This is a genomic window from Natronococcus jeotgali DSM 18795, from assembly GCF_000337695.1.
GTDB classification, from domain to species: domain Archaea; phylum Halobacteriota; class Halobacteria; order Halobacteriales; family Natrialbaceae; genus Natronococcus; species Natronococcus jeotgali.
Genome location: NZ_AOIA01000158.1, coordinates 28,989 through 54,897, shown reverse-complemented (window position 1 = coordinate 54,897; position 25,909 = coordinate 28,989). Strand labels below are relative to the sequence as shown.

The following is a 25,909-nucleotide window of genomic DNA, read 5'->3' as shown; positions in this document are numbered from 1 at the left end:
CGACGGCTCGGCTAGTCGTACTCGTAGAACCCCTCGCCCGTCTTCTTCCCGAGGTCGCCGGCCTCGACCTTGCGCTTGAGCAGGTAGGCCGGTTTGTACCGATCGCCCAGCTCCTCGTGGAGGGTCTCGGAGGCGTGCAGACAGATGTCGAGGCCGATGTGATCGGCCAGGGTGAGCGGTCCCATCGGGACGTTCGTCCCCAGCTCCATCCCCGCGTCGATGTCCTCCTTCGTCGCGACGCCCTCGTCGTAGGCCCGGATCCCCTCGTTGATCCAGGGCATCAGGATGCGGTTCGTGACGAACCCGGGTTTGTCGTCGGACTCCCAGGTCGTCTTGTCCAGCTTCTCGGCGAGGTCGTGGGCCAGTTCGGTCGCGTCGTCGGTCGTCTTCTCGCCGACGACGACCTCGACGCCCTCCATGATCGGGACGGGGTTCATGAAGTGCAGGCCGATCACCCGCTCCGGGCGGTCGAGTTCGGAGGCGATCGTCGTGATCGAGAGCGTGCTCGTGTTCGTCGCGAGCAACACGTCCTCGTCGCAGACTCGCTCCAGTTCCGCGAAGATCTCCCGTTTGACATCCATCTCCTCGAGGGCGGCCTCGACGACGAGGTCGCAGTCGCCGAGTTCGTCGATGGCGGTCGTCCCCTCGATCCGCCCGCGGATCCGCTCGGGATCCTCCTCGAGGGCGTCGCGGCTCTCGAGGCGGCCGAGGCTGTCCGCGATCGTCTCGAAGCCGCTCTCGACGAACTCCCGCTCGATGTCCCGGAGCACGACGTCGTAACCGGTCGTCGCGGCGACCTGCGCGATCCCGCTGCCCATCGTTCCCGCGCCGACGACGCCGATCCGATCGATCTGGTCGCGTACCATACGGCCGCCTTCGCCGATCGGCGCCGTAAACGTGCCGATCGACCGTGTAAATTCGGCGTCCGCTCGCCGAACGGCTCTCGGATCCGAGAGGTCCGGGTCCCCGAAAACGCGGTCGCTAGACGGACCAGGGCAGGCCTTACTACGGTTGTAGGTAATTTATATCACGCAGACCACCAGAGATATATAGCGACGCGGTGGACCGACTAACAGATGATTCCGATCGACGACGCTCCGATCGTTCGCGACGGCAAGTCACTGATCCTCGCGATGGACCACGGCCTCGAGCACGGCCCGGTCGACTTCGAGGACGTCCCGGAGAAGCTCGATCCGTCGACGGTGTTCGAGACGGCGACCCACGACGCGGTAACCGCGATGGCCGTCCAGAAGGGGATCGCCGAGGGCTACTACCCCAGCTACGAGGACGACGTCAACCTCCTGTTGAAGGTAAACGGTACCTCGAACCTCTGGATGGGCGAGTACGACTCCGCGGTGAACTGCTCGGTCGACTACGCGGCCGAGATCGGCGCCGACGCCGTCGGCTTCACCCTCTACGGCGGCTCGAACCACGAGGTCGAGATGGCCGAGGAGTTCCGCGAGGTCCAGGAGGCCGCCCGCGAGCACGACCTGCCCGTCGTCATGTGGTCGTACCCGCGCGGCCAGGGGCTCAAAAACGACACCAAGCCGAGCACCATCTCCTACGCGACCCGTCTCGGCCTCGAGCTCGGCGCCGACATCGCGAAGGTCAAGTACCCCGGCAGCCCCGAGGCGATGGAACACGCCTGCAGGGCGGCCGGCGACATGAAGGTCGTCATGAGCGGCGGCTCGAAGACCTCCGATTACGAGTTCCTCTCGACGGTCGAGGCCGCGATCAACGCCGGCGCGACGGGGCTGGCCGTCGGCCGCAACGTCTGGCAGCGCGAGGACCCCACCCGGCTCCTCGACGCCCTCGAGAAGGTCATCTACGAGGAGGAGACCGCCGACGCCGCCCTCGAGGAATGACGGACGGCGACCCCGTCGACGAGGTGATCGAGGTAATCGCGCAGTCGGCGACCGAGATCAGGCGGGGCCTCGTCGGCCGCCGGGAGGACGCCGACGCGGAAAATCCCAGCGGGGAGACCCAGGCCGAGGCCGACGTCTACGCCGACGAACTGCTCGCCGACCGCATCTCGTCGATCGACGGCGTCCGCCAGTACGGAAGCGAGGAACGGCAGGAGACGGTCGACTGCGGCGACGACGGCCTCTCGGTCGCCGTCGACCCCCTCGACGGCTCCTCGAACCTCAAGTCGAACAACACGATGGGGACGGTGTTCGGAATCTACGACGAGCCCCTGCCCGCGCCGGGAACCGCCCTCGTCGCCTCGGGCTGGATTCTCTACGGACCGATCACGACGATGGCTTGCGCCCGAGACGGAACCGTCCGGAAGTACGAGCTCGCGGGCGACGAGCGCAGCCTCGTCGACGACGGTATCACCCTCCCCGACGATCCGCTCGTCTACGGCTTCGGCGGCCGGGTCCCCGACTGGTCCGAGGCGTTCGAAGCCTTCACCCGGGAGGTCGAGTCCGACGACTCGCTCAAGCTCCGCTACGGCGGCGCGATGATCGGCGACGTCAACCAGGTGCTCACCTACGGCGGGATCTTCGCCTACCCCGCCCTCGAGGACGCCCCCCGCGGCAAGCTCCGCCTGCAGTTCGAGGGGAACCCGATCGCGTACCTCGTCGAAGCGGCCGGCGGCAGCTCCTCGGACGGCACCCAGTCGATCCTCGAGGTCGAACCCGACGACCTCCACGACCGAGTGCCCGTCCACGTCGGCAACGACGAGCTGATCGACCGCCTCGAGGACGCCCTCGAGTAAGCGGACGCCGCCGTTTTTCGTCGCCCACTGGGGCGGGAGCGACGCGTCCACGTCGACGAGGTCAGGACTCGGCCGTCGACCCGCCCCACCAGGCGGTGAACTGCACGTAGAGTCCGACCCCGCCGAGCAAGAGCGCGTAGAACAGCCACCGCGGCCAGTTCGTCGAGAGAAACAGCAGCGTCAGGAACAGGACCCAGATGCCGACGACGAGCGCGTCGAGGGCGATGCGGGTGCCGACGCCGACGGCCGCGGCGAGGCTGGCGAGGGCGCGGCGCGGTCGGGAGCGGTCGTCTGACGTCGCTGGTTCGTGCGTGGTATCGGGTTCCATCTCAGAAGTGATAACCGTGCTGCTCGGTGACCCGGTAGGCGGCGACTCCCCAGACGTAGTTCTGGCCGGGCCACCAAGTGCGCGCGTTGTTGAATCCGGCGATGAGAACGTCCCGTTCCCCGCCCTCGGGATCGGCGTAGTAGCTGACCGAGCCGCTGTCGCCGTCGGTCAGGTCCATCTCGCCGCCCCAGCGGATCTGGCCGCGCCGACAGAACTCCTCGGTAAAACAGGTCACCGCGTCGAACCCCTGCACGCGACCCGTCGTGTGGCCCGTCAGCGCGCCGACCTTCTCGAGGTCCTCGCCCCGGGCGACGAGGTCGGCGAGCCCCCAGCGCGTGAGCTGGCCGCGAATCCGAACCGGTTCGGGCGCGTCGATCCACGTCGACGGGGAGAGGCTGCCGCCCGGTTCGACGAGGGCGATGTCCTCGACCGGGTGGGCGCGTCTGACCGACCCGAGTTCGACGGGCGCCTCGGTCGAGACGGGCAACGACAGCGACGCGTCGGCGTCGCTCCGCTCGTCGTCGAAGGCGTGGTCCGCGGTCACGAAGTACTGCCGTCGGTCCTCGGGGTCGAACACGGCCGGGCCGAGCGTCGCGAGGCTCGAGGCCGTCTCGCAGGCGACGCCGGCGGGAACGCGGCTGTCGGTGACCGACTCGACCATCCGCGGCCGGTAGTGGTCGGAATCGTCCTCGAGCGAGTCGACGTCGAGGACGGTGCGGAGATCCAGCGACACGTCGTCTGCGATCTCGCCGATCGTCTCCCGGACCGAGTCGAGGTCGCCGGAGACGCCGACCGAGACCGCCGCGCCGCCCTCGTCGTAGGGGTCGGGGACGACCGCGCTGCCGAGGTAGCCGGTGAAGGCCGCCCGGGAGAGGCGGTCGTTGAGTTCGATCGCCTTCTCGACGGCCGCGTACCAGTCGGCGGGGACGTACGCCGTGCGCTCCTCGAGGGACCACGGATCGGCGGGATCGCGTCGGACGAGCGCGGTGACGACCGGGACTTCGCCGTCGTCGGCCGCGAGGAAGTCCTCGACCCCGAGGAGCCGGGCCATCCCGATCGCGTACCCGCCGGTGACGAGGGTTCGAACGAACTCGCGTCGGTCCATTCCGCTCTCCACCCGGTCGCGGATCGAAGCGAGCCGCGCCGCGGAACGTCGGGTCGCATCGGACATGCTACGGATCTCTCGAGCGCTGGCTCTCCGTCGTACCCCTCGGGCCGCTATAGCTAATCTTCACGTACTCCCGTGGGTCGGCACTCACTACCCGGTTGGACGAATTAGAGCATACCGGTTTTGCCTGCAGGTGCGACGCCGGTTTCGGCCTCGCTGGCGGTCGGGCTTCGGGACGACGGCGATCCCACGACCGCCTCGCGTTCGACGACCTCCTCGCTCGGATCCCGGCGCCCGCGAGGGAAAACGGTTTTGGGACCCCCCGCCGCAATTTTTGTCATGAAAGTTCGTATCGCCGCGGCGGCCGACGACGACGAGGCGGCCGCGATCGCGGCCGCGCTGGCCGAGCACGTCGGGAACGATGTCGAGGTGTACGTCGGCGACGGGGACGAACCGGCAGCGACCCACGAGGAACCGTCGGAATCCGAGCCGACCGCGGATCGATCGACGGACGGCCGCCACGCCGAGTCGCTCGGTCCGACCGACCGCGAGGAACTGCTGTGGGAGGAGATCGAGGACATCCTCGAGGGCGGGCCGAAGAAGTACCGCGAGCAACTCGAGGACGGCGAGAAGCTGTTCGTCCGCGATCGGCTCGACCTGTGGTTCGGCGGCGAGGACGGCAACCTGCTGTTCGAGGACGGGAAGTTCGCGGCGTTCGACGACTGGCACCCCCGCGGGGCCGACGCCGACGAGGAGACCGACGACCGACTGCCCGCGGACGGGCTCATCACGGGCGCCGCGGAGTTCGAGGGACGGGACGTCCACTTCATGGCCAACGACTACACCGTCAAACGGGGCAGCATGGCCGCCAAGGGCGTCGAGAAGTTCCTCCGGATGCAACAGCGAGCCCTGAAGACCGGCCGGCCCGTCCTCTACCTGATGGACTCCTCGGGCGGGCGGATCGACCAGCAGACCGGCTTTTTCGCCAACCGCGAGGGGATCGGGAAGTACTACTACAACCACTCGATGCTCTCGGGACGGGTGCCCCAGATCTGCGTGCTCTACGGCCCCTGTATCGCCGGGGCCGCCTACACGCCCGTCTTCGCCGACTTCACGATCATGGTCGAGGGGATGTCCGCGATGGCGATCGCCTCCCCGCGGATGGTGCGGATGGTCACCGGCGAGGACATCGACCTCGAGGAACTCGGCGGACCCGCGGTCCACGCCCGCGAGTCGGGGTCGGCGGATCTGGTCGCCCGCGACGAGGAACACGCCCGCGAGCTCGTCGCCCAGCTGATCACCTACCTGCCCGACAGCGCCGACGAGAAGCCGCCGAAACAGGAGCCGAAGCCACCGGCCGCGTCGCCGGAGGGGATCGACGCGATCGTTCCCCAGGAGCCGAACAAGGGGTACGACATGACCGACGTCATCGATCGGGTCGTCGACGAGGGATCCTACTTCGAGTTACGACCCGATTACGGCGAGGAGATCGTCACCGCCTACGCCCGGATCGACGGCCGCCCCGTCGGGATCGTGGCGAACCAGCCGGCCCACCGCGCGGGAGCGATCTTCCCCGACGCGGCCGAGAAGGCCGCGGAGTTCATCTGGAAGTCCGACGCCTTCGACATTCCCCTGCTCTACCTCTGTGACACGCCCGGCTTCATGGCCGGCTCGCAGGTCGAGAAGGAGGGCATCTTGGAGCAGGGAAAGAAGATGATCTACGCGACCTCGTCGGCGACGGTGCCGAAACAGACCGTCGTCGTCCGCAAGGCCTACGGCGCCGGAATCTACGCGATGGGCGGGCCCGCCTACGACCCCGAGAGCGTGATCGGACTGCCGTCCGGCGAGATCGCGATCATGGGCCCCGAGGCGGCGATCAACGCCGTCTACGCGCGAAAGCTCTCGGAGATCGACGACCCCGAGGAGCGCGAGCGCCGCGAGCGGGAGCTGCGCGAGGCCTACCGCGAGGACATCGACGTTCACCGGATGGCCAGCGAGGTCGTCATCGACGAGATCGTCCCGCCGAGCACGCTCCGCGAGGAGCTGTCGGCCCGCTTCGCGTTCTACGAGGGCCTCGAGAAGGACCTCCCCGACAAGAAGCACGGAACCGTCCTGTAGTCGGCCGCTGCGGTCGCCGACGGCGTAGTCCCTCGCCGACAGGCCCTCGAGGGGCGGCGGCGTTCGGGATCGGCAACCGTTTAGCAGCCGCCTATCCGATCGCTATCGCTCCCATAACAAAACCGCTCGCGCTCGAGAGCGAAACGCACGCTCCCGCGGGTTCGGGACCGGTTCGACTCCGGTCGGGAGCCTCATGGGTTTCGACGAGGGGCGGGCCGACGGGTGGCTGCCCGAGGAGACGACGTCGCGGGCGCTCGAGCGGGCGCTGTGGGTGCTCGTCGTCCTCTCGCTGGTCGGCGACGTCGTCACGACGTTCGTCGGACTCCGGATCGGACTGGCCGAGTCGAACCCGCTCGCCAGGAGCGTGATCTACAGCCACGGATTGATCGGAATGCTCGGACTGAAGGGGGCCGCCGTCGGCGTCGGCCTCGCCTGTCGTCCCCTCCTCCCGAGCGCGTACCGCGCCATCGTCCCCGCCGGGCTCGCGCTCCCCTGGGCAGTCGCGGTCGGGATCAACCTCTATACGATCTCGCGGATCGTCTGAGCTCCGTTCTCGCGGATCGCGACGGGGTCGCGTCTCCGTTACTGACGCCGTTCGTCCGTCTCTTCGAGGGCCGTTCGCCAGCCTCGAACCGCGTCCCGGATCGCCGCCCACCGCGCTCTCGATCCGGAACCCTTCCGGGACGCGACGCCGGCCGCGGCGCGCTCGAGTTCGGTCCGAACCGCGAGGGGATCGTCGATCGAACGGAACGCGATCGTCGATCCGCTGGCGGTCTCGATCGCGACCGTTCCGGCGCCGATCGCCCTGTCGATCGCCCCCTGTGTAACGGTCGTGTTCTGGACGCGCTCGAGGGCGACCGCGCGCACCGAGACGCCGAGGACGCCCCGCCTGACCGCCACCCGACGGTCGGTGATCGCGTAGGTCGTCCTGGCGATCCCGACGTAGCGCCACAGCGGCAGCGCCGCGAACGCCGGAAGGGAGAGTAGCGTCACAAGCGGGATCAGCTCGAGGGCGATTCCGGCGGCGACCGCGGCCATGCCGAGGGCAGCGATCGCGAGCCGCGGGTACACGGTCTGGACCCGCGGGCGACCGCACCACCGGACCCGCTCGCCGTCCTCGAGCGCCAGCCAGGGATCGACTCGCGCCCGAGTCGTCGACGCTTCGGGATCGGCCTTCGCGTCGGGATCGCGGTCGGCAGCGGGTTCGGTGTCCGATCGAACGCGGTCGGTCGTCATCGCCGCGAACGGTCGCCGTCGGACGAGCGGTCGTCGGACTGTCCCTCGGTCGGATCCTCGCTCGGGCCGTCCTCGAGCGGGTTCGTCTCGGACTCGCTCTCCGCAGTCGGTGCCGCGGAATCGTCGGGCGGCCGTTCCCTGCGAACGGGGGACCGCCGTTCCGGTTCGGGGTCCGATTCGCGCACGGGCTTCGAAGTCGAATCGGACAACCGCTCGCCCGCGACCGTCGGAGCGTCGCCGCGCCCGCTCGAGTCCTCGAGGATCGCGCGGATCGCCCGCAGCTCGGCGAGGATATCCTCGAGGACGTCGCTCTCGCCCGGCTCCGGCTCGCGGTGGCTCGCGACCCGTTCGCTGATGCGCTGCTGGACCGTCCGGGGGTCGGCGACCGATCGGAACGCCATCTCGACGCCGGCGCCGCCCGCGGTCGTGAGTTCGACGGTGCCGTAGCCGAACGCGGAGCCCAGCGCCGACTGGCTGTAAGAGATGTCCTGAACCTTCTCGTGGTCGATTCGCTTGACGTCCCGCGAGAGCACCCCCGTCTTTCGGTAGACGGCGGCGTCGGTGATCACGTAGACCGTGTTGCGAACGCGGAGGTACTCGCCGACGATGATCGGGATCCCGATCAGCACGAGCGAGAGGGGGATCCCGATCGCCAGCGTCGGAACCAGCGTGCGGCGGTCGGGACCGCCGACCCAGCGGATCTCCTCGTCGTCCTCCAGCGAGAGCCACTCGAGGTCGCGCTCGGGGGCCGCGCCACCGGAGGCCGACATCCTCACTCCGCCTCCGCGTCGCGTTTCAGCGAGAGGACGGTGCGGTCGAACTCGCAGACGAGGTCGTCGTCCTGGTTGAACGCCTCGACGCGCATGGTGACGACCCCGCGGTCGCCGTCGCTGGTCTCGCGCTTGTCGGTCACCGTCGACTGCACCCGGATCGTGTCGCCGTGGAACACCGGTTGGGGGTGTTCGACGTCGTCGTAGGAGAGGTTCGCGACGATCGTTCCGTCGGTCGTCTCCGGGATCGAGATCCCGACCGCCAGCGACATCGTGTAGAGGCCGTTGACCAGCCGATCGCCGAACTGCGTCTCGGCCGCGAACTCGGCGTCGAGGTGCAGGGGCTGTTGGTTCATCGTCATATCGCAAAAGCGCTGGTTGTCGCTCTCGGAGATCGTCCGTCGGCGCTCGTGCTCGATCGTCTCGCCGACCTCGAACTCCTCGTAGTACAGTCCCGTCACGCGTTCGACCTCCACGAGAGCGCACAAAAACGCGTCGAGATTTCGGGGCGTCTCCGGATCCCGAGGCGCCGCGTCGCAGCCGCGACGCGTCTCCGGATCTCGAGATCTCCCGACGTCCCGCCGCCCCGCTGTTTCGAGGGCGACTCGACGCGGACGGTCGAGCGATGCGGGGCCGCGCGTGCGGGTCGCAAGTATTGTTCGAATCCGGCCGAAGTAACAAGGACTATTGTGCGACGCGACGAGCGATCGGACCTAGACCTGCGCCGGACCGAATCGGCGACGGCGACGTCGGCCGCGTCGGCCGGTGCAGCGCCCCCACAATGACCACAGCCGAACCCACAACTGAACCCGAACCGGAGAGCGCCGTCGAAACCGCCCGCCGTCAGCTCGAGCGCGCGGCCGCCCACCTCGACGTCGACGACGGCGTCGTCGAGCGACTCCGTTACCCGACCGACGTCTACCGGGTGACGGTTCCGCTCGAGCGCGACGACGGCACCACCGAGATGTTCACGGGCTACCGGGCTCACCACGACAGCGTTCGCGGCCCGTACAAGGGCGGGCTGCGCTACCACCCCGGCGTCACCGAGGACGAGTGCGTCGGGCTCTCGATGTGGATGACCTGGAAGTGCGCCGTGATGGATCTCCCCTTCGGCGGCGCGAAAGGCGGCGTCATCGTCGATCCCAAGGAGCTGAGCCGGGACGAGAAGGAGCGGCTCACCCGTCGGTTCGCCGAGGAGCTCCGACCCGTCATCGGACCGATGAAGGACATCCCCGCCCCCGACATGGGGACCGATCCCCAGACGATGGCGTGGTTCATGGACTCCTACTCGATGCAGGTCGGCGAAACGACGCCGGGCGTCGTCACCGGGAAACCGCCCGTCATCGGCGGTTCGAAGGGACGCGAGAAAGCCCCCGGACGCAGCGTCGGGATCGTCACGCGGGAGGCACTCGACTACTACGACCGGGAGATCGAGGACACGACGGTCGCGGTCCAGGGATTCGGGAGCGTCGGCGCCAACGCGGCCCGCTACCTCGACGAGCGCGGCGCGACGATCGTCGCGGTCTCGGACGTCGACGGCGCGATCTACGACCCCGACGGGTTCGACACGAACGACGTCGAGGACCACGACGAGACGCCGGGGATGGTTTCGACCTACGACGCCCCCGAGAAACTCACGAACGCGGAGCTGCTCGAGCTCGACGTCGACGTGCTGATCCCGGCCGCGGTCGGCAACGTGTTGACCGCCGAGAACGCCAGGAACGTCCAGGCGGACATGATCGTCGAGGGCGCGAACGGCCCGACGACCTCGGCCGCCGACCAGGTCTTCGAGGATCAGGGCGTCGCCGTGATCCCCGACATCCTCGCCAACGCCGGCGGCGTCACCGTCTCGTACTTCGAGTGGCTTCAGGACATCAACCGCCGCGCCTGGAGCTTAGAGCGAGTCCACGAGGAACTCGAGACCGAGATGCTCCGGGCCTGGGAGTCCGTCCGCGGAGAGTACGACGCCCGCGACGTGACCTGGCGAGACGCCACTTATCTGGTCGCGCTCTCGCGGATTTCGGAGGCTCACGACGCCCGCGGTCTGTGGCCGTAGCGAGGCGGTCGGCCGCAATAGCCGTGTGGGGACAGTCGGCCGCGGTCGTCGAGTCGCAAGGCAGCGTCGGACCGAAATCGACGCCGTTGGACCGAAAGCGGCGACGAACCGCCGACGAACGGCGGAAATCCCCGACCGACTCGCCGCCGGGCGTGTCCCGGACCCACACCCCTCGTTCAGAGTGAAACGGTCGCGAACGACGTCCCCCTCCCCCGCCCCTCCTCGAGCGAGGGGGGAGAGTGGTTCGAGGAGAACGCCCACGACTGAAGTCGTGAGAAGATATCAGGAGAACGTCGAGAGGTCGACCCGACCGCGAGCCGACTCTCCGCTGTCGGCGAGCGTGTCGTAGGGCGGCAGCTCCCCGAGGGAGTCGTCCCGGCGGACGGCCTTGACGATGTGTTTCGGATCGGTCACGAGCCGGTGGAGGAGGTAACTCCCCTGGGAGCGGCCGCCGCCGGTCTTCTCGGATTCGATGACGCCCAGGAACGCCTGCTCCTTGAGCTGACGGTAGAGCCCGTTCTCGGTGATCGGATCGGTCGCGACCAGTTCGCAGATGTCGGCGTAGCGCTCGTAGATCTCGCGGGTCTTGTATGTCTCGCGATCGCCCGTAACGATACAGCTCGCCAGCGCGTACAGCGCCAGTTTCGCGTGAGCGGTCGCTCCGCTGGTGAGTTCCTCGATCCGGTTGATCTCGGCAACCTCCTGGGCCTGCTTGATGTGTCGCTCGGAGACTGCCTCCGAGGCGGTCCGCCGGGCGAGCTCGCCGGCTTCCTTGAGGATCTCGATCGCCTTGCGCGCGTCGCCGTGTTTCTTCGCCGCCAGCGCCGCACAGAGCTCGATCGTTCCGTCCTCGAGCACGTCGGGCTGGAAGGCGTCCTGCCGGTTCCGCATGATCTCCCGGAGCTGGGCCGCGTCGTAGGGGTGAAAGAACAGCTCGCGGTGGCCGAAGCTGCTGTCGATGCGCTCGTCTAAGGTCTCGCGGTACTGGACCTTGTTCGAAATGCCGATGACGCCGATGTAGGCGTCGGTCTTGCGGGCCTCGCGGGCCCGCGAGAGCTGCATCAGGATGTTGCTGTTGTCGAGCTTGTCGATCTCGTCGAGGATCACGATCACCGAGTCGAAAAACCGCTCGAGCACCGACCAGATGTGCTGGTAGTACTCCATGGTTCCGACCCCGCGGACGGGGATGTGATCGTCGTAGCTGGTCTGGTCGGCGAGGCTGAGCGCCAGCTGGCGAGTCGCTCGCGTCTCGGTGTTGGCCTCCGAGCAGTCGACGTAGAGGACGCCGCAGTCGATCTCGTTTTCCTCGGCGGCGTCCCGGGCCCGCGTCGCGACGTGGCGGGAGATGAGACTCTTCCCGGTCCCCGTTTTGCCGTAGATCATCACGTTGTTCGGCGGGTCGCCCCGGGTGATCGCCCCGATTTCGGAGGCGACCGACTGGATCTCGTCGTCGCGACCGACGATCCGGTCCTCGTCGGGAACGTGGCCGACGTGCAGGAGTTCCTTCCGATCGAAGATCGGATCCTGCGACTGGAAGAGGGGGTCTCCACCGGCCTGTTCGGTCATGTTGCTGTCCTTGGAGAGTCGTCTAATAAAACTATGGAAGGTGGATCAGACTGATAACGAGCCTCGAGCGGCGTTGAACCGGCGTATTTCCGGAGAGTCGATAAGAGAGGTGCGGAGGCCGCGTGCAGACTGAACTGCACCCGGACTCGTTCCTGCACCCGGACTCGTTCGCGTTTTCCCGCATCCCGAGTCGGCCTTCCTCACCCCACCCCCACCCCTCGTTCAGAGTGAAACGGCTCGAGAGAGTGGGGGTGGGGGTGGAGCGGAGTGGAGGGGTCGGCGAACAAAGAGGGCGGAGTGAAGTGAGTCGGTGAACGAAGAGGGTGGAGTGGAGCAGGTCGGCGAACGAAGGGACGAGACAGCAATTGTCACGAGAAGACCTAGCAGTACCACTCCTCTCTGTTGGGCTACCTCTATCTATCTGAATAGATGTTATATCTAGTTAGATATCCTAGTTAGTACTCTCTATCTCCTAGTACTTCTATCTCCTAATACTGTATATACTACTATCACTACTCGCTCCAGACGAAGCCTGCTAGTTAGTATTATATTTTTTGGTAGAGGTTATTATTGCAGCTGCTCGAGTAACGTCTAGTGTGGATCTAGTTAGGAACTATATCTATCTAGATATCTACCCATCTAGATGTTACCTATCCTGAACGAATTTGAGGGAGTGGTGTATCTTCGATCCTCCTGGTTCGATCGGTCGATCGACCAGAGCCGCCTCGAGACGGCTCGAGCGTGGCCGTTCCGGCCGAGAAGCCGTCCCTCGAGCGGACACGACCCGTATCGTCGCCCCCCGGGGAGGGGGACACCTTCGAAGCCGCTTTCACTCTGAATCGGGGGTGGGGGAGGGTACACACCCGATTCAGAGTGAACCGTCGTACCCTCCCGGTTTCCCGCTCGAGCCGTTACACTCTGAACGAGGGGACCGGGGGCCGCGACGGTACGTCTACTGCCGTCCGGACGACGGGACCGAACCCGTCCGCCGTCGTCTTCCCAGCCCGTGGGAAGAGACGCCGGGGGAAATACCGTCCGCACCGAACACACGCTCATGACGGACGAGACACCGCGGTCGGACGACGAGATCAAACGCGCAGTCGTCGACAGAACCCGGGAGGTACGGGTAGCCGACGGCGACCCGGTCGGCGAACAGTTGCTCGAGGACGTCTCCGTCGAGGACGGGGTCGTCACGTTCACGGTCGTTTTCGATCGCCTCGATCGACGGCTGAGCGAGCGGCTCTCGGATCAGCTCCGCGGAGCGGGCCTCGCTACCGAGGGGATCGATCACGTCCGGATCGAGGCGGCCGACGCCGAGGCCCCCGAGAGCGGCCTTCCCGTGACGGGAGTCGACTCCCTGATCGCGATCGGGAGCGCGAAAGGCGGGGTCGGCAAGACGACGATCACCGCCGCGCTCGCGCGGGCGCTCGACGCGTCCGGACTCGAGGTGGCGGTCTTCGACGCCAACGTCTACGCACCCGACGTTCCCGACCTGCTGAACGCGGAGGGCCCGGTCCGGAACACGCCCTCGGGGCGACCGCAGCCGGTCGACGCCGACGGGATCGAGGTCGTCAGCCTCGATCTGATCGCCGAGGACGGCCCCGTCGCCTGGCGCGGCGCGATGGTCCACGACGTTCTCAAGGACCTCCTCGGGGACGCGACCTGGGACGACAGGGACGTCCTCCTGGTCGACCTCCCGCCGGGGATCGGCGACGCCGTCTACACGATCGTCCAGCAGGCGCCCCTCGACGGCGCCTTGCTCGTCAGCACGCCGACCGACGCCGGCGTTCGGGCGACCGAGCGAACCGGCGCGCTGTTTACCGCCAACGACGTCGAGACGATCGGCGTCGTCCCGAACATGACCGGGACGGGAACGGAGCCGTCGCCCTACGACGGCGACGGGCGCGAGCTCGAGGACGCGATCAACGAGGACGCGGCCGCGTCGATCGATCCCGTCCCCTTCGACCCCGCGCTCCGGACGCCGACGGCGTGTTCGTTCGCCGAGGACGGCTCCCCCGGCGAGCGGGCGATCGCGGACCTCGGCGAGACCGTCGCCTCGTTCGTCGCCGGCCGCGGCGGGAGTCGCGCGCCCGAGGCCGCGATCGATCTGCGGGGACTCCCGCCCGCGACCTGCAGACGACAGGCGGTCACGGAGCTGGCGGCCGCCGACGGCGACGTCTCCCTGCTGTGCCGGCACGATCCCGAGGAGCTGATCGACTCGACCGAATCGGCGCTGACCGCCGACGGGAACCGCCTCGAGCGCTCGGACGTTACGGACCTCGGACAGGAAGGCTGGCTCCTCGAGCTCGAGACCGAGTCCCTCGCGCGCTCGGCGTCCCCGGCCTGATCGCCGTCGTCGACCCCCGTCGGCGCCCCCAGCCGGACCTCCCGTCGTCGACCCCCGTCGGCGGACCGTCGACCGTTCGGAGTCGTTTTTCGACCGGTTTCGATCGGTGTCTCATCTCCTTATAAATCACCCGCTATACCGAGGTTTCGGAGCCGTTCGTCCCCGTTCGCTGGGAACGGCCGCGTCCGGTTAAGGAGTCGCTACCCAACGGTCTCGTGTATGGAGCACCAACACTCGGAACCCGCGGGGCGGCAGCCGCGTTGGAAGACGACCGTACCGTCCGCCGGCTCGCTCCGAGCGGCGCTGGCCGGGTGGTACCATGGCTGAGGACGACGCCGGCCTCGAGATGACCCGCCGCGAGCTCGGCGCCGCGGCGGCCGGGGTCGCCGGCGCGTCCGGGCTCGGCCTGCTGGGTTACCGGCGGCTCTCGGACGACGCGGACGAAACGACGGACGAGGGGCCGATGAACCCCCTCGAGGAGTACCCGAACCGGGACTGGGAGGAACACTACCGGAACGTGTGGGAGCCCGACGACTCCTACATGCTCACGTGTACGCCCAACGACACCCACAACTGCTACCTCGAGGCCTCGATCAAGAACGGCCAGATCACCCGTCTCGGCCCGTCGATGAACTACGGCGAGGCGACCGACCTCGAGGGCAACCAGGCGAGCCAGCGCTGGGATCCCCGCGTCTGTAACAAGGGACTGGCGATGGTCGAACGCTTCTACGGCGAGCGTCGCGTCCACGCGCCGATGGTTCGCGAGGGGTTCATGCAGTGGGTCGACGACGGCTTCCCGCGGGACGACGACGGCTCGATGCCCGAAGAGTACGCTCAACGCGGCGAGGACGACTTCGTCGAGGTCTCCCAGGACGAGGCCCACGAGTACGCCGCCCGCGCGTTCCTCGAGATCGCCGAGCAGTACAGCGGCGACAGCGGGATGCAGCGGCTGCTCGAGCAGGACTACGACGAGCGCGTGGTCGAGGAGACCCAGGGCGCCGGCGTCCGGACGATGAAGTTCCGCGGCGGGATGCCGCTTCTGGGCGTCATCAAGCTGTTCGGCCAGTACCGCAACGCCAACTCGATGGCGCTTCTGGACAACTACGTCCGCGACGTCTCGGAGGACGAGGCCCTGGGCGCGATGGGGCTCGACAACTACTCGTTCCACACCGACCTGCCGCCGGGCCACACGATGGTCACCGGCCAGCAGACGGTCGACTTCGACCTCGCGAGCATCGAGTACGCCGACCACATCGTCCTCGACGGCGTCAACTACCTGACCTCGAAGATGGCCGACTGCCACTGGCTGACCGAGGCCAAGCTCAAGGGGTCGAAACTCACCGGCATCTTCACCGACTACAACGCCACGGCCTCGAAGTGCGACGAGCTGATCACGGTTCGGCCCGCGACCGACTCGGCGCTGTTCCTCGGCGCCGCGCGGGTCATCATCGAGCAGGAGCTGTACGACGAGGAGTACGTCCGGAAACACACGGACCTCCCGCTGCTGGTCCGGATGGACGACAACGAACTCCTGCGGGCCAGCGACGTCTTCCCGGACTACGAGCCCGCCGACCTCGAGAAGACCGACGCCGTCGGCGACGAGGCCGACCGCCCCGGCGTCGACGTGACCGACATCGACGAGCAGGTCATCACCGAGGAACTGCGCCGCGAGTGGGGCGACTTCGTCGTCCACGACGCGGAGGGCGACGCCTTCGAAGCGATCACGCGCGACGACATCGGCGACGACTTCGACGTGTCCGCAACCATCGAGGGCGAGTTCGAGGTCGAGCTCGCCGACGGCGAGACCGTCGCGGTGCGGACGGTCTTCGACCTCATCAAGGAGTACCTCGTCGGAACCTGGGACCTCGAGTCGACCGCCGAGGTCACGGGCACCGCTCCGGAGGCCGTCGAGAACCTGGCTACCGACTTCGCCGACAACAAAGAGAGCACGATGCTGCTGACCGGGATGGGCCCGAACCACTACGCGAACGCCGACCAGCACGGGCGCGCCGCGTTCCTGCTGGCGTCGCTGACGCGCAACGTCGGCTATCAGACCGGGAACGTCGGCTCCTACTCCGGGAACTACCGGATGGCCTACTTCAACGGCGTCGGCCAGTACGCCCACGAGGACCCGTTCGACGTCGAGCTCGACCCCGACCAGCCGGCCCGGACCGACAAGCGCTGGGACGCCCACTCGGCGCACTTCTATACGAACCTCGACAAGCCGCTGAAGGTCGACGGCGAGTACTTCCAGGGCGACACCCACATGCACACGCCCACGAAGTCCATCTGGGTGTCGGGGTCGAACTCCATCCTCGGCAACGCGAAGGGGACCTACAAGATCATCGAGCAGATGCTGCGCAACGGGAAGATCGAGGCGTTCTTCACCAACGAGTGGTGGTGGTCGATGACCTGCGAGTACTCCGACATCGTCTTCCCGGCGGACTCGTGGGCCGAACACCACGTCCACGACATCACTGCCTCGGTCACGAACCCCTTTATCACGACGATGCCCGAGACGGAGCTGGATCGGATCTACAACACGCTCAACGACGCCCAACACTACAAGGGCGTCGCCGAGCAGCTCGCGGAGCTCACCGGCGACGACCGCTTCGCGGACTACTGGGCGTTCGTCGACGAGGACGAGTACAGAGCCAAGCCCTACCTCCAGCGCATCCTCGACCACTCGAACGCGGTCAAGGGCTACGACGTCGAGAACCTGCTCGAGGACGCCCGCGAGGGGACGCCGGCGATCATCATGACCCGGACCTACCCCAAACACGTCGGCAACGAGCAGACCCAGGACTCCCAGCCCTGGTACACGAAGACGGGTCGGCTCGAGTTCTTCCGCGAGGAGGAGGAGTTCGCCGAGGCCGGCGAGCACATCCCGCTACACCGGGAACCGATGGACGCGACGCCGTACGAGCCAAACGCCATCGTCGACGACAGCGACAGCCCGGTCGTCGCGCCCCAGACGCCAGAAGACCGGGGCTGGGACAGCGAGGCGAAGGCCCGCGACACCAGCGACCGACAGGTCCGCAACGTGGTTCGGTCGCCGTCGGAACTGGTCGACACGACCCACCCGCTGACCGACCTCGAGGACGGCTACAACTACGTCTACATGACGCCGAAGTACCGCCACGGGACCCACACCTTCGGCAGCGACCTGCCGAACATCGCGGTCTGGTGGAGTAACTACGGGGACATGAGCCGCCACGCGGGTCTCCGGGGATCCTTCGACCAGCGCAAGCCCTACATCGGCGAGGGGTACGTCGAGATGAACCCCGCCGACGCCCGCGAGGAGGAACTGCAGGACGGCGACTACGTGTGGGTCGACGCCGACCCGTCCGACCGACCGTACCCGGAGTACGACCCCGACGACGAGGACGACGACTACACCCGGGCGCTGATGCGGATCCGGTACCAGCCCAGCCTCCCGCAGGGGGTGACCCGCAGCTGGATGAACGTCTCCCAGACCTCCCACAAGACCTACGCGGCCCAGCAGGAGCGCGACGACGGGAAGGCCAAAGCCGAGGACACGAACTACGCGTCGATGTACCGCAGCGGCGGCCACCAGTCGATGACGACGACCTGGCTGCGTCGCACCTGGATGACCGACTCGATGCCCCGCAAGGACATGCTCGGACAGAACATGGACGTCGGCTTCGAGCCCGACGTCCACGCCGCCAACGGGGCGCCCAAGGAGTCGTTCGTCAGGATCGAGAAGGCCGAAGACGGCGGCCTCGAGGGCGAGGGCGACTGGGAGCCCGTCGACCGCGGCATCAGACCGACCAACGAGGACGAGACGATGGAAGAGTACCTGGGCGGCAACTACGTGACGACTTCCGACGACTAACACAAGGTGAGTACCAATGGCTGAAGTTTACAACTGGCAGATCGGACGCGAGATGGAGTACCCCTACGCCGAGTCCCGACCGGAGAAGCAGTGGGGCGCGGTGTTCGACATCAACAAGTGTATCGCGTGCCAGACGTGTACGCTGTCGTGTAAGACGACCTGGACCCACGGCGAGGGCCAGGAGCACATGTTCTGGAACAACGTCGAGACCAAACCCTACGGCTCCCACCCCCTCGAGTGGGACAAGGAGATTCTCGACCGCCTCGGCGTCCAGGAGTGGACCGAGGAGGACGGCGAGTACGTCTACGAGGGCGACACCATCTTCGAGGCCAACGACGTCGACTGGGAGGAGATGGCGCCCGACGACGATCCCGAGAACATCCACGGCCAGGACATCGAGGGCTACCGCCCCGACGACGAGGACTGGGCCCACCCCAACATCGGCGAGGACGAGCCGACCGGAGAGGCGATCGAGTCGGACACCCACATCCCCGAAGGGGAGGAACACCCCACGTGGTTCTTCTACCTCCCGCGGCTGTGTAACCACTGCTCGTTCGCGGGGTGTGCCGGCGGGTGTCCGATCCAGGCCGTCTACAAGCGCCAGGAGGACGGAATCGTCCTGATCGACGAGGAGAGCTGCCAGGCGTTCCAGGAGTGCGTTCGGGCCTGTCCGTACGGGAAGTCCATCTTCAATCCCGAGAAGGGCAACTCCCAGAAGTGCGTCGGCTGCTACCCGAAGGTCGAGCAGGGGCTGGTCCCGCAGTGCTTCGAGAACTGCCTCGGAAAGATCCGCCAGCACGGCTGGATCAACCCGCCAGAGGAGGCCGACTCCTCGAACCCGATCGACTACCTGGTCCACGACGCCGAGGTCGCGTTGCCGCTGTACCCCCAGCTCGGCCTCGAGCCCAACGTCTACTACATCCCGCCGATCAACGTCCCCGACGACTACCTCGTCCAGATGTTCGGCCCCCGCGTCACGGAGGCCAAGGAGACCTACCAGGCCGCCCGCCGCGGCGACGAGGAGTACCGCAAGCTCCGCGGGCTCATCCACCTGATGGGGTCGACCGAGTGGCGCGTCGAGGAGTTCGAGGTCACCGACGAGGAGGCGATCGGCTACGACGGGGACGGGTCGACCGTCGCCCGCGTCCCGATGGAGGAACCGCAGTACGAACGCGACCGCTTCGACGAGGACAACGACGCCTACCGGCTCGACATCGCATAACGATGACTGAACCCAATACCGAATCCACGACCGCGCTCGATCACGTCCATCGCGCGCGACTGTACAAGCTCGCCTCGCTGGCGTTCGATCGCCCCGACGAGGAACTCGAGGAGGCGCTGGTCTCGGGAACCTTCGCCGACCAGCTGCTCGAGTCCGCCGCCGCGCTCGAGAACGACGACCTCGAGGAACACGCGAGGGCGGTCGTCGAGGCGTCCCCGACCGACGCCGCCGGCGTCGACGAACTCTACTCGGACTGGAGCTCGCTGTTCGGGTTCGAGACCGGCGGCGACATCCGACAGTACCAGATCGAGTACAGCCCCGGCACTCTCGTCACCAGCGGCGACACGCTGGCGGACATCGCCGGCTTCTACAGGGCGTTCGGGCTGTCGATCGCGGAGGGGAACCGCGAGCGCGCCGACCACCTCTGCATCGAGCTCGAATTCCTCTCGCATCTGGCCCTGCAGACGGCCTACCTCGAGAACGAGGGCGACGAGACCGGCGTCGCGGTCGTGACCGACGCGCAGGGCGACTTCCTCGAGGACCACCTCGGTCGCTGGATCGGCAGCTTCCGCGAGACGGTCGCCGAGGAGGTCGACGTCGAGTTCTACCGGGCGCTCGGAGCGCTGGTCGACACCCTCGTCGGCGACGACACCGATCGGTTCGGCGCCGAACCGAAGACGTTCGAGGAGACGCCCCCCTCGCCCCTCGAGGGGCTCAACGACGGGGAGGGCGACTTCCGCTGTGGGACCTGCGGTCCGACGTCCTCGGGATCGACCCCGGAAATGCCGATGGGCGATCGGGACGGCCCTTACTGATCCGTTCGCCTCGCAGCCGACGCTCCGTTCGCCTCGCGTCGTTTCGGTGTCGCCGATCTCTCGCGAGCGCTCCCTCTCAAGATAACTACCCTCACATAAATGGCCCCGTATATTCGGGACCCCGTTTGGTACGGATCCCGCCAAAAGGAGGGACCAGAACGACGATGTCCGCGACGAGCCCCACCACCGATTCCGCCGCCCCGCTTTCGACCGAGACCGACGCCGACGCCGGCGCCGTCCTCGCGGCCCTCGAGGACGCCGACTGCCGAACGATCCTCGAGGCGACGGCCGACGAGGCGCTGACGGCTACCGAACTCGCGACGCGCTGCGAGATCCCCTCCTCGACGGTGTACCGCAAGCTCGAGTTGCTGACCGACGCCGGCCTGCTCGAGGAGCGAATCCGCATCCAAATGGGTGGCAAACACGCGAGCGAGTACTGCCGGCGCTTCGAGGAGATAACCATCTCCGTTTCGGATTCCGACGGCGTTTCGATCGACGCCCCGGCGCGGGAGTCGGGCGCGCTCTCGGACTGACGACCTCGAACGATCGGTGCCGAAACGGCGTTCGCGCCGCTCTCGTCGAGTACCCGACGGTCGTTCGAATCCGCGCCTTCTCAGAGGTGCAGCTCCATCTCGTGTTCGCCCCGCCCGCTTGCCGTCGTCTCGAAGCCGGCCGACCGGTAGAGGTTCATCGCGATCCGGTTGCTCCGCGAGACGGTCAACCAGACGTGCTCGACGCCCCGTTCCTGTCCCTGGCCGAGCAGCCCGCGAATGAGCTGCGTGCCGATCCCCGCGGCCTGATACTCCGGACGGACGAAGATCGCCAGTTCGTACAGCTCGCCGGAGGGCACTAACACCGCGTGGCCGACCACGTCCTCGCCGTGGCGCGCGACGGTGTTCTGTCCCTTCTCGAGCAGGTCCTCGAGCCACTCGCGGGTTCGAGAGTCCGTGCGGGGCGGCAGCCCCTGCGATCGGGACTCCTCGTCGAAGTGGCCGTACATCTCCACGAGCGGCTCGATGCCGCCGTCGTAGGGCTCGACCGTTACCGTTCGGCCCTCGTCGTCGTCGGCCGTCGTCGGCGGACGCGGGAACCGCGGTCGCTGGTCGGGCGGGGGAGTCATGTCGTCACCTACGGAGCGAACGTTCCTAAGCCTGTCTCGCGTTCCCGTCGACTGGGAGCGACGGTCGGACCGCCGCTCGAGGCGAGAACTCGGATCGGGTGCTGGAGAACGTTCCCGTCGGTGGTTGTTCAATCGAGCTCCGTGCGGTGTTCCTGCGGGGAGTGTTTCTCGAGGTCGTCTCTCGAGTCGAACGTGTCTCCGCAGATCGGGCACTCGTGGTTCCCGGACGCGGACGATATTCCCGCCCGCCAGCAGAAAATACTGCAGCCCTTCGCGTGCTACCGATCGCGGCGTCTCGGGTTCGCCCGTCCGGCTGCTCGACGTAAGGCGATGGCCCTCGCTTCGCGTCGCTCCCCGATCCGAATCGGTAGGGCCCCTTCTCGTCACTCGATATTTCTTGAAAAGTAGTCCCGGCCTGATTCGGACTAATATGGTATTGCCGTGTACAAACTAGATGGCGAGCGACGATATTACAAACATGACATCCACGCTATCCAAAGGATAGAGTCATGGTATTCTGAATAAGTGTTAGATAGTCCAATTTAGTATAGCAGGGGAAAATGCCTCAAAATACGACACCAGTTCTGCTCACCTAATCCCTTAGTTTCTCATGACGTTCAATCATCTTGTCAGTCAAGAACTCCACCACATCGGCGGCGGCCTCATATGCCGCTCTCGCCTCTTCTTCGGAAGGCACGTATCCTTCGTGAACAACCCGGTTCCGCATCTCCCTCGTTTTCTCGTCCCACGCCTCGAACTCATCAGTTGCCTCAAAGTCAAAGTGGAGCGTTTTAGGCACTGTCTCCTTCGCAAGCGTCGTAATGGAAGTGTAGTCTCCGTCATCTACAAACACTGACTCTATCTTGTCGTCCGGCATACCTTGGGCCGTCATTAGGTCCTTTAGCCCGTCCTTGAGGAATGCTTCAAACATCGTCCCAGCGGTGATGACCGCGAGCCGATATTCGCCCAAATCGAGCTTGTCCTGAGCGTCCAAACGAAGAGAAATCGTGATTGGGACTTTGTGTTCTGTGTCCAGTCGGGCTTCGATTGTATCGTGGGCCTCTTTGTCGATGGTTGAACTTCCGGGCGTCAGTGCGTTCCCCGGATACATCGTGCCGTGGTCGTACGTGTCTCCATTCTCGGACACCGTTGCCCGCATGAAGTAAACGACCTCTGAGGGGCTAACACCACGAATCCAATAATATCCCAGAGAGGCACGATACACTTCCAAGAATTGGTTCACGTGGTCTACTGCGGCGCGAATGATTCGCCCTTCTCGTCCGTCGAGGTTCTTCAGCCACTTGGTTGGGCCACCCTCTTTCACGGCCTCAAAATCGTCATCAAGGTCGTCGGGAAGAGTGTCAAGCAACTGCCTGTCGAACCCGACCTTGACCTTCGTATAGGAGACATTCCCTAATCGGTCGCCCTCAACCTGTCCAAACATCATCCCCGGCCTTTCGCCCTCTTCACCCTCGCGAGCTTCCTTTTTGAACTGAAGCTCGGCTGGCACGCCTTCGACACTGGAACGAAATCGTGCGGCCTTGTTGCCCTCGAAAGAGTCCTCGACCTGTAGTATATACGGAATCTCGAATTGAACCCACTCAGCGGCAACTTCCATGAAGGATGATAGAATGGTGGTCGTTTTGTAGCTATCCCCGGCCGTCAAACCGCTGAAGGAGTATCCCAACCACGAGCGCGGCACCGGATACGACCGTGCCGAGACCTCTCGGGCGACGGTCGCGTGGCTCGTCGTAACAGGAACCACCCCAAAATGCGGCAATAGTGGCTTGACTTTGAGTGTACTTTCAAGTTAGCTAGAATCCCCTGAACTACGCTCAACTCTCCAATCTTCCAGGTGGGCTTCCACTTGTAAGTCTCTATGTATGTGTGCTGCAATATCGTTTTCTTCCACTACTATTTCTTCTCCCCATCGCTCCAGTTCCTTGGCGTCTGATAGAAGAAAAACTAACTCGTCCGTAATACCGTCTGTAGTGGATTCTATGTCATCTAATCTCTGGAGCAACTCTTCAACGTCATCGTTGAGTTGGTTCTGTTCTTCCTCAAGCCCATAATATCGTTCTTCAGGCGATTGGTTTGCAGTTTGTAGAGACTCCCGAGCGATTCGAATGATTGTTTCTCGCGCATCTAATTCCCCCTCTACTGCTCTGTATGTGGTGGATTGTTCAAGCAACCAATCTCGCCAATTCTCAGCCTCCCTTCGAGCTTCTTGAAGTGGTTCTCGTGGTGGGTTATAGTTAAAATCGTGGTCCACTTCGTTGCTAATATCGTTTATTTTGTAGGGAATAGAGTTCAATTCGTCCGGAGCTTCAAAATTATCCAGAACTTCAAGTCTTGTTTTAATCTGATTCCACTGCTTCTTCGGCCCTTGTTTCCGAATGCTGGGAGAAAAACCCAAATAATTCTGACCGACTTCGCTGAGCGTTGCCCCATAGTAGTCTCGGAGTGCATAGGCGGCGAGACGACGTTGAACCATATGGTCAAGGTCCAAATTATCGAACTGGTCAAGTGATTCACTGGGTGACTCTCGCTCTGGCATACTGGTTATCAGTTACTTTGGACTTCAATAACTATGCAACGATTGGCTCTGTCGGTCGGTTGTGTAGAGAGTAGAATCTCCACTCGCTTTGCTCAATCGAAGATTAAGCAGTACTCCGGTCAGTCCAGTCAAAAATGGGATTCGATACCTTGGGTATATAGTCCCGGGCGGATTCGAACCGCCGTCATGGGCTGTCTCCCGTGACGGACTGAACCGAACACGTCCAAAGGCCCATATGATTGGCCACTACACCACGGGACTTCTCACTTCGTTCGAAGTTCCCGCGTACCTCGCGATTCCTTCGGAATCGCTTACCACCACGGGACTTCACTCGCGGAATAGACTCCCACCGCACAATAGTGTTACTTTTCGCCCCGAGGAACTCGAGCGGGACCGGCTACAGGTAGCCTTCGTCGGCCAGTCGCTCGATACCCTCCTGCAGGCGTTCCTCGCTCGCGGCGTAGGAGATGCGGGCGTAGCCCGGCGTGCCGAACGCGCTGCCGGGGACCGTGGCGACGTGGGCGTCCTCGAGCGCGCCCTCGCACCACTCCTGGTCGTCCTCCGCTACCGGGAGCATCATGTAGAACGCGCCGTCGGGTACCGCGACGTCGACGTCGTGGCCCTCGAGCAGGTCGACGACCAGGTCGCGGCGCTCGGCGAAGTCGGCGACCATCTCGTCGACGGCTTCGTCGGTGTTCTCGAGCGCTTCGATCCCGGCGTGCTGGACGAAGTTCACCGCCGAGGACACCGAGTGGCTGTGCAGTTTGCCGGCCTGGTCGATCAGCTCCTCGGGGCCGGCGAAGTAGCCCAGCCGCCAGCCGGTCATCGAGTACGCCTTCGAGAAGCCGTTGACGGTGACGGTGCGGTCGGCCATCCCCTCGAGCGTGCCCAGACTCGTCGGTTCGACGCCGTAGGTAATCTCCTTGTAGATCTCGTCCGAAATTACGGTCACGTCGTGCTCGACGGCGAGGTCGCGCACGCCTTCGAGCGCGTCGTCGGAGTAGACGGCGCCCGTGGGGTTCGACGGCGAGTTGACGATCAGCAACTCGGTGTCGTCCGACACGGCGGCCTCGAGGTCCTCGAGGGCGGGCTCGAGCTGGAACTCGGTCTCGGAGAGGTCGACCCGCGAGAGCGAGCCGCCAGCCATCTTGACCATCGCCTCGTAGGAGACCCACGCGGGGTCGAGCAGGACGACCTCGTCGCCGTCCTGGACGAGGGCCTGGACGATCTCGTAGAGTGCCTGCTTCGCCCCGGGCGTGACGATGATCTCGTCGGTGCCGTGCTCGAGGCCGTCGTCGGCGAGTTTCTCGGCGATCGCCTCGCGCAGCTCGAGGATCCCCGCCGACGTCGTGTAGCCGGTGTGGCCGGCGTCCATCGCGTCCTTGCCGGCCTCGACGACGTTTTCGGGCGTGGGGAAGTCGGGCTCGCCGACCGAGAGGTCGACGACGTCGGCCCCTTCGTTCTCGAGTTCGGTCGCGAGCGCGGAGATGGCAAGCGTTGCGGACGGTTCGACTCGGGTCAGACGGTCGGTGAATTCCATCGTCATCGTTGATCTGGGTCGGGTAACTCGGCGGCGAGGTCGAGCGCGCCGTCGACGGCCTTGGCCGCGTTCTCGACGCGTTCGCGGGCCTCCGCCGCGGACATTCCGGGCCCGGTGACGCCGAGCGTTACGGGAGTGTCACGCTCGAGACTGACGTCGGAGAGTCGCTGTGCGGTCGCGTCGGTGATCACCTGATCGTGGTCGGTGTCGCCGGTGATGACGGTGCCGATCACGGCGACGGCGTCGACGGCCTCGAGGCGGGCGAGCCGGTCGGCGGCGAGCGGGGCGTCGTAGACCCCGGGAACGCGGACCGTCTCGTACACCTCGGCGCCGGCCTCGTCGGCGGCCTCGCGGGCGACGGCTTCCATCTGCTCGGTGATCTCTCGGTTGAACTCCGCGACCACCAGTCCGAGCGTGGTCATACTCGAGCGGTCGGGTGGGGAGTTCAAAGAGGTACCGTTCTCGGCGGGCGACGGCGGTTCTCGCGGCGGGGACACAACCCGCTGCGAACCGAGTGTTCGGTCGACGGCCGTCTGCGGACGGATATTCAC

General features: G+C 65.8%; 23 protein-coding genes and 1 tRNA gene. 10 read left to right on the top strand and 14 right to left on the bottom strand.

The annotated features are described in order from the left end of the window. Positions 1–11: 11 nt before the first annotated feature. A complete protein-coding gene (locus C492_RS18885; RefSeq protein ID WP_008426563.1) occupies positions 12–866 on the bottom strand; it encodes a 3-hydroxyacyl-CoA dehydrogenase family protein in 855 nt (284 codons plus the stop codon). 210 nt (positions 867–1,076) lie between these two features. Between C492_RS18885 and C492_RS18880 the strand changes: the two genes are divergently transcribed. Both C492_RS18880 and C492_RS18875 read left to right on the top strand, forming a co-directional pair. Next, positions 1,077–1,865: a class I fructose-bisphosphate aldolase gene (locus C492_RS18880; protein ID WP_008426560.1), complete on the top strand. Its 789-nt coding sequence runs from the start codon at positions 1,077–1,079 to the stop codon at positions 1,863–1,865. After that, complete coding sequence (locus C492_RS18875; RefSeq protein WP_008426558.1) at positions 1,862–2,719, top strand: class 1 fructose-bisphosphatase; 858 nt, start codon at positions 1,862–1,864, stop codon at positions 2,717–2,719. Before C492_RS18880 ends, C492_RS18875 begins: the two co-directional genes overlap by 4 nt. A 61-nt stretch (positions 2,720–2,780) precedes the next feature. Here C492_RS18875 and C492_RS18870 read toward each other — a convergent pair whose 3' ends face one another. The 3 genes from C492_RS18870 to C492_RS24305 form a co-directional block, all read right to left on the bottom strand. Then, positions 2,781–3,047: a hypothetical protein gene (locus C492_RS18870; RefSeq protein WP_008426557.1), complete on the bottom strand. Its 267-nt coding sequence runs from the start codon at positions 3,045–3,047 to the stop codon at positions 2,781–2,783. 1 nt (position 3,048) lies between these two features. Beyond that, positions 3,049–4,218, bottom strand: a complete 1,170-nt coding sequence (locus C492_RS18865) for a hypothetical protein (protein ID WP_008426554.1) — start codon at positions 4,216–4,218, stop codon at positions 3,049–3,051. A gap of 104 nt (positions 4,219–4,322) precedes the next feature. Further along, positions 4,323–4,496, bottom strand: a complete 174-nt coding sequence (locus C492_RS24305) for a hypothetical protein (protein WP_160167010.1) — start codon at positions 4,494–4,496, stop codon at positions 4,323–4,325. On the opposite strand from C492_RS24305, the gene C492_RS18860 reads away from it, so the two are divergent. Further along, on the top strand, positions 4,495–6,273 hold the full coding sequence (locus tag C492_RS18860; protein WP_008426552.1) for an acyl-CoA carboxylase subunit beta: 1,779 nt from the start codon (positions 4,495–4,497) through the stop codon (positions 6,271–6,273). The two genes, C492_RS24305 and C492_RS18860, sit on opposite strands and share 2 nt — an antisense overlap. A gap of 193 nt (positions 6,274–6,466) precedes the next feature. Then, positions 6,467–6,817, top strand: a complete 351-nt coding sequence (locus C492_RS18855) for a DUF5658 family protein (RefSeq protein ID WP_008426550.1) — start codon at positions 6,467–6,469, stop codon at positions 6,815–6,817. Between the two features lie 38 nt (positions 6,818–6,855). Here the strand turns inward: C492_RS18855 and C492_RS18850 are convergent, their stop codons facing one another. The 3 genes from C492_RS18850 to C492_RS18840 are packed head-to-tail and all read right to left on the bottom strand — an operon-like array spanning position 6,856 to position 8,740. After that, the gene (locus tag C492_RS18850) at positions 6,856–7,509 is read right to left on the bottom strand and encodes a PH domain-containing protein (protein WP_008426548.1); all 654 of its coding nucleotides are present in this window, start codon (positions 7,507–7,509) and stop codon (positions 6,856–6,858) included. Then, positions 7,506–8,279 carry a PH domain-containing protein gene (locus C492_RS18845; protein ID WP_008426546.1) on the bottom strand — a complete coding sequence of 258 codons (774 nt, stop codon included), beginning with the start codon at positions 8,277–8,279 and terminating at the stop codon, positions 7,506–7,508. Before C492_RS18845 ends, C492_RS18850 begins: the two co-directional genes overlap by 4 nt. 2 nt (positions 8,280–8,281) lie before the next feature. Further along, entirely contained in the window at positions 8,282–8,740 is a 459-nt protein-coding gene (locus tag C492_RS18840) for a MaoC family dehydratase (RefSeq protein ID WP_008426545.1), read from the bottom strand. Between the two features lie 320 nt (positions 8,741–9,060). Here C492_RS18840 and gdhB point away from each other — a divergent pair, with 320 nt between their 5' ends. Beyond that, complete coding sequence (gene gdhB, locus C492_RS18835; RefSeq protein WP_008426543.1) at positions 9,061–10,335, top strand: glutamate dehydrogenase GdhB; 1,275 nt, start codon at positions 9,061–9,063, stop codon at positions 10,333–10,335. A gap of 282 nt (positions 10,336–10,617) precedes the next feature. Here the strand turns inward: gdhB and C492_RS18830 are convergent, their stop codons facing one another. Continuing rightward, the gene (locus C492_RS18830) at positions 10,618–11,901 is read right to left on the bottom strand and encodes a Cdc6/Cdc18 family protein (RefSeq protein WP_008426541.1); all 1,284 of its coding nucleotides are present in this window, start codon (positions 11,899–11,901) and stop codon (positions 10,618–10,620) included. Between the two features lie 1,054 nt (positions 11,902–12,955). On the opposite strand from C492_RS18830, the gene C492_RS18825 reads away from it, so the two are divergent. The 5 genes from C492_RS18825 (at position 12,956) to C492_RS18805 (ending at position 20,674) form a co-directional block, all read left to right on the top strand. Next, complete coding sequence (locus tag C492_RS18825) at positions 12,956–14,248, top strand: P-loop NTPase (protein ID WP_008426539.1); 1,293 nt, start codon at positions 12,956–12,958, stop codon at positions 14,246–14,248. A gap of 319 nt (positions 14,249–14,567) precedes the next feature. Then, positions 14,568–18,104, top strand: a complete 3,537-nt coding sequence (locus C492_RS18820; RefSeq protein ID WP_008426537.1) for a molybdopterin-dependent oxidoreductase — start codon at positions 14,568–14,570, stop codon at positions 18,102–18,104. Positions 18,105–18,120: 16 nt separating this feature from the next. Next, entirely contained in the window at positions 18,121–19,326 is a 1,206-nt protein-coding gene (locus tag C492_RS18815; RefSeq protein ID WP_008426535.1) for a 4Fe-4S dicluster domain-containing protein, read from the top strand. Positions 19,327–19,328: 2 nt separating this feature from the next. Continuing rightward, positions 19,329–20,141 carry a TorD/DmsD family molecular chaperone gene (locus tag C492_RS18810; RefSeq protein ID WP_008426533.1) on the top strand — a complete coding sequence of 271 codons (813 nt, stop codon included), beginning with the start codon at positions 19,329–19,331 and terminating at the stop codon, positions 20,139–20,141. 164 nt (positions 20,142–20,305) lie between these two features. Next, entirely contained in the window at positions 20,306–20,674 is a 369-nt protein-coding gene (locus C492_RS18805; protein WP_008426532.1) for a winged helix-turn-helix domain-containing protein, read from the top strand. Between the two features lie 80 nt (positions 20,675–20,754). Here the strand turns inward: C492_RS18805 and C492_RS18800 are convergent, their stop codons facing one another. The 6 genes from C492_RS18800 to ribH form a co-directional block, all read right to left on the bottom strand. Continuing rightward, entirely contained in the window at positions 20,755–21,261 is a 507-nt protein-coding gene (locus tag C492_RS18800; protein ID WP_008426530.1) for a GNAT family N-acetyltransferase, read from the bottom strand. Between the two features lie 592 nt (positions 21,262–21,853). Beyond that, the gene (locus C492_RS18795) at positions 21,854–22,879 is read right to left on the bottom strand and encodes a hypothetical protein (RefSeq protein ID WP_008426528.1); all 1,026 of its coding nucleotides are present in this window, start codon (positions 22,877–22,879) and stop codon (positions 21,854–21,856) included. A gap of 192 nt (positions 22,880–23,071) precedes the next feature. Continuing rightward, positions 23,072–23,818, bottom strand: a complete 747-nt coding sequence (locus C492_RS23975; protein ID WP_152424959.1) for a hypothetical protein — start codon at positions 23,816–23,818, stop codon at positions 23,072–23,074. Between the two features lie 158 nt (positions 23,819–23,976). Beyond that, a tRNA-Gln gene (locus C492_RS18785) sits at positions 23,977–24,079 on the bottom strand. 136 nt (positions 24,080–24,215) lie between these two features. Then, positions 24,216–25,364, bottom strand: a complete 1,149-nt coding sequence (locus C492_RS18780) for a pyridoxal phosphate-dependent aminotransferase (protein ID WP_008426525.1) — start codon at positions 25,362–25,364, stop codon at positions 24,216–24,218. Beyond that, positions 25,361–25,780, bottom strand: coding sequence for a 6,7-dimethyl-8-ribityllumazine synthase (gene ribH, locus C492_RS18775; RefSeq protein ID WP_008426523.1), 420 nt, complete (start codon positions 25,778–25,780; stop codon positions 25,361–25,363). The genes C492_RS18780 and ribH overlap by 4 nt, the downstream gene beginning before the upstream one ends. Between the last annotated feature and the right edge of the window lie 129 nt (positions 25,781–25,909).

Excerpts from the sequence above, each read along its gene's own strand:
- C492_RS18885 (WP_008426563.1), bottom strand. The coding sequence starts at position 866 with ATGGTACGCGACCAGATCGATCGGATCGGCGTCGTCGGCGCGGGAACG.
- C492_RS18880 (WP_008426560.1), top strand. The coding sequence starts at position 1,077 with ATGATTCCGATCGACGACGCTCCGATCGTTCGCGACGGCAAGTCACTG.
- C492_RS18875 (WP_008426558.1), top strand. The coding sequence starts at position 1,862 with ATGACGGACGGCGACCCCGTCGACGAGGTGATCGAGGTAATCGCGCAG.
- C492_RS18870 (WP_008426557.1), bottom strand. The coding sequence starts at position 3,047 with ATGGAACCCGATACCACGCACGAACCAGCGACGTCAGACGACCGCTCC.
- C492_RS18865 (WP_008426554.1), bottom strand. The coding sequence starts at position 4,218 with ATGTCCGATGCGACCCGACGTTCCGCGGCGCGGCTCGCTTCGATCCGC.
- C492_RS18860 (WP_008426552.1), top strand. The coding sequence starts at position 4,495 with ATGAAAGTTCGTATCGCCGCGGCGGCCGACGACGACGAGGCGGCCGCG.
- C492_RS24305 (WP_160167010.1), bottom strand. The coding sequence starts at position 4,496 with ATGACAAAAATTGCGGCGGGGGGTCCCAAAACCGTTTTCCCTCGCGGG.
- C492_RS18855 (WP_008426550.1), top strand. The coding sequence starts at position 6,467 with ATGGGTTTCGACGAGGGGCGGGCCGACGGGTGGCTGCCCGAGGAGACG.
- C492_RS18850 (WP_008426548.1), bottom strand. The coding sequence starts at position 7,509 with ATGACGACCGACCGCGTTCGATCGGACACCGAACCCGCTGCCGACCGC.
- C492_RS18845 (WP_008426546.1), bottom strand. The coding sequence starts at position 8,279 with ATGTCGGCCTCCGGTGGCGCGGCCCCCGAGCGCGACCTCGAGTGGCTC.
- gdhB (WP_008426543.1), top strand. The coding sequence starts at position 9,061 with ATGACCACAGCCGAACCCACAACTGAACCCGAACCGGAGAGCGCCGTC.
- C492_RS18830 (WP_008426541.1), bottom strand. The coding sequence starts at position 11,901 with ATGACCGAACAGGCCGGTGGAGACCCCCTCTTCCAGTCGCAGGATCCG.
- C492_RS18825 (WP_008426539.1), top strand. The coding sequence starts at position 12,956 with ATGACGGACGAGACACCGCGGTCGGACGACGAGATCAAACGCGCAGTC.
- C492_RS18820 (WP_008426537.1), top strand. The coding sequence starts at position 14,568 with ATGGCTGAGGACGACGCCGGCCTCGAGATGACCCGCCGCGAGCTCGGC.
- C492_RS18815 (WP_008426535.1), top strand. The coding sequence starts at position 18,121 with ATGGCTGAAGTTTACAACTGGCAGATCGGACGCGAGATGGAGTACCCC.
- C492_RS18810 (WP_008426533.1), top strand. The coding sequence starts at position 19,329 with ATGACTGAACCCAATACCGAATCCACGACCGCGCTCGATCACGTCCAT.
- C492_RS18805 (WP_008426532.1), top strand. The coding sequence starts at position 20,306 with ATGTCCGCGACGAGCCCCACCACCGATTCCGCCGCCCCGCTTTCGACC.
- C492_RS18800 (WP_008426530.1), bottom strand. The coding sequence starts at position 21,261 with ATGACTCCCCCGCCCGACCAGCGACCGCGGTTCCCGCGTCCGCCGACG.
- C492_RS18795 (WP_008426528.1), bottom strand. The coding sequence starts at position 22,879 with ATGGAAGTTGCCGCTGAGTGGGTTCAATTCGAGATTCCGTATATACTA.
- C492_RS23975 (WP_152424959.1), bottom strand. The coding sequence starts at position 23,818 with ATGCCAGAGCGAGAGTCACCCAGTGAATCACTTGACCAGTTCGATAAT.
- C492_RS18780 (WP_008426525.1), bottom strand. The coding sequence starts at position 25,364 with ATGACGATGGAATTCACCGACCGTCTGACCCGAGTCGAACCGTCCGCA.
- ribH (WP_008426523.1), bottom strand. The coding sequence starts at position 25,780 with ATGACCACGCTCGGACTGGTGGTCGCGGAGTTCAACCGAGAGATCACC.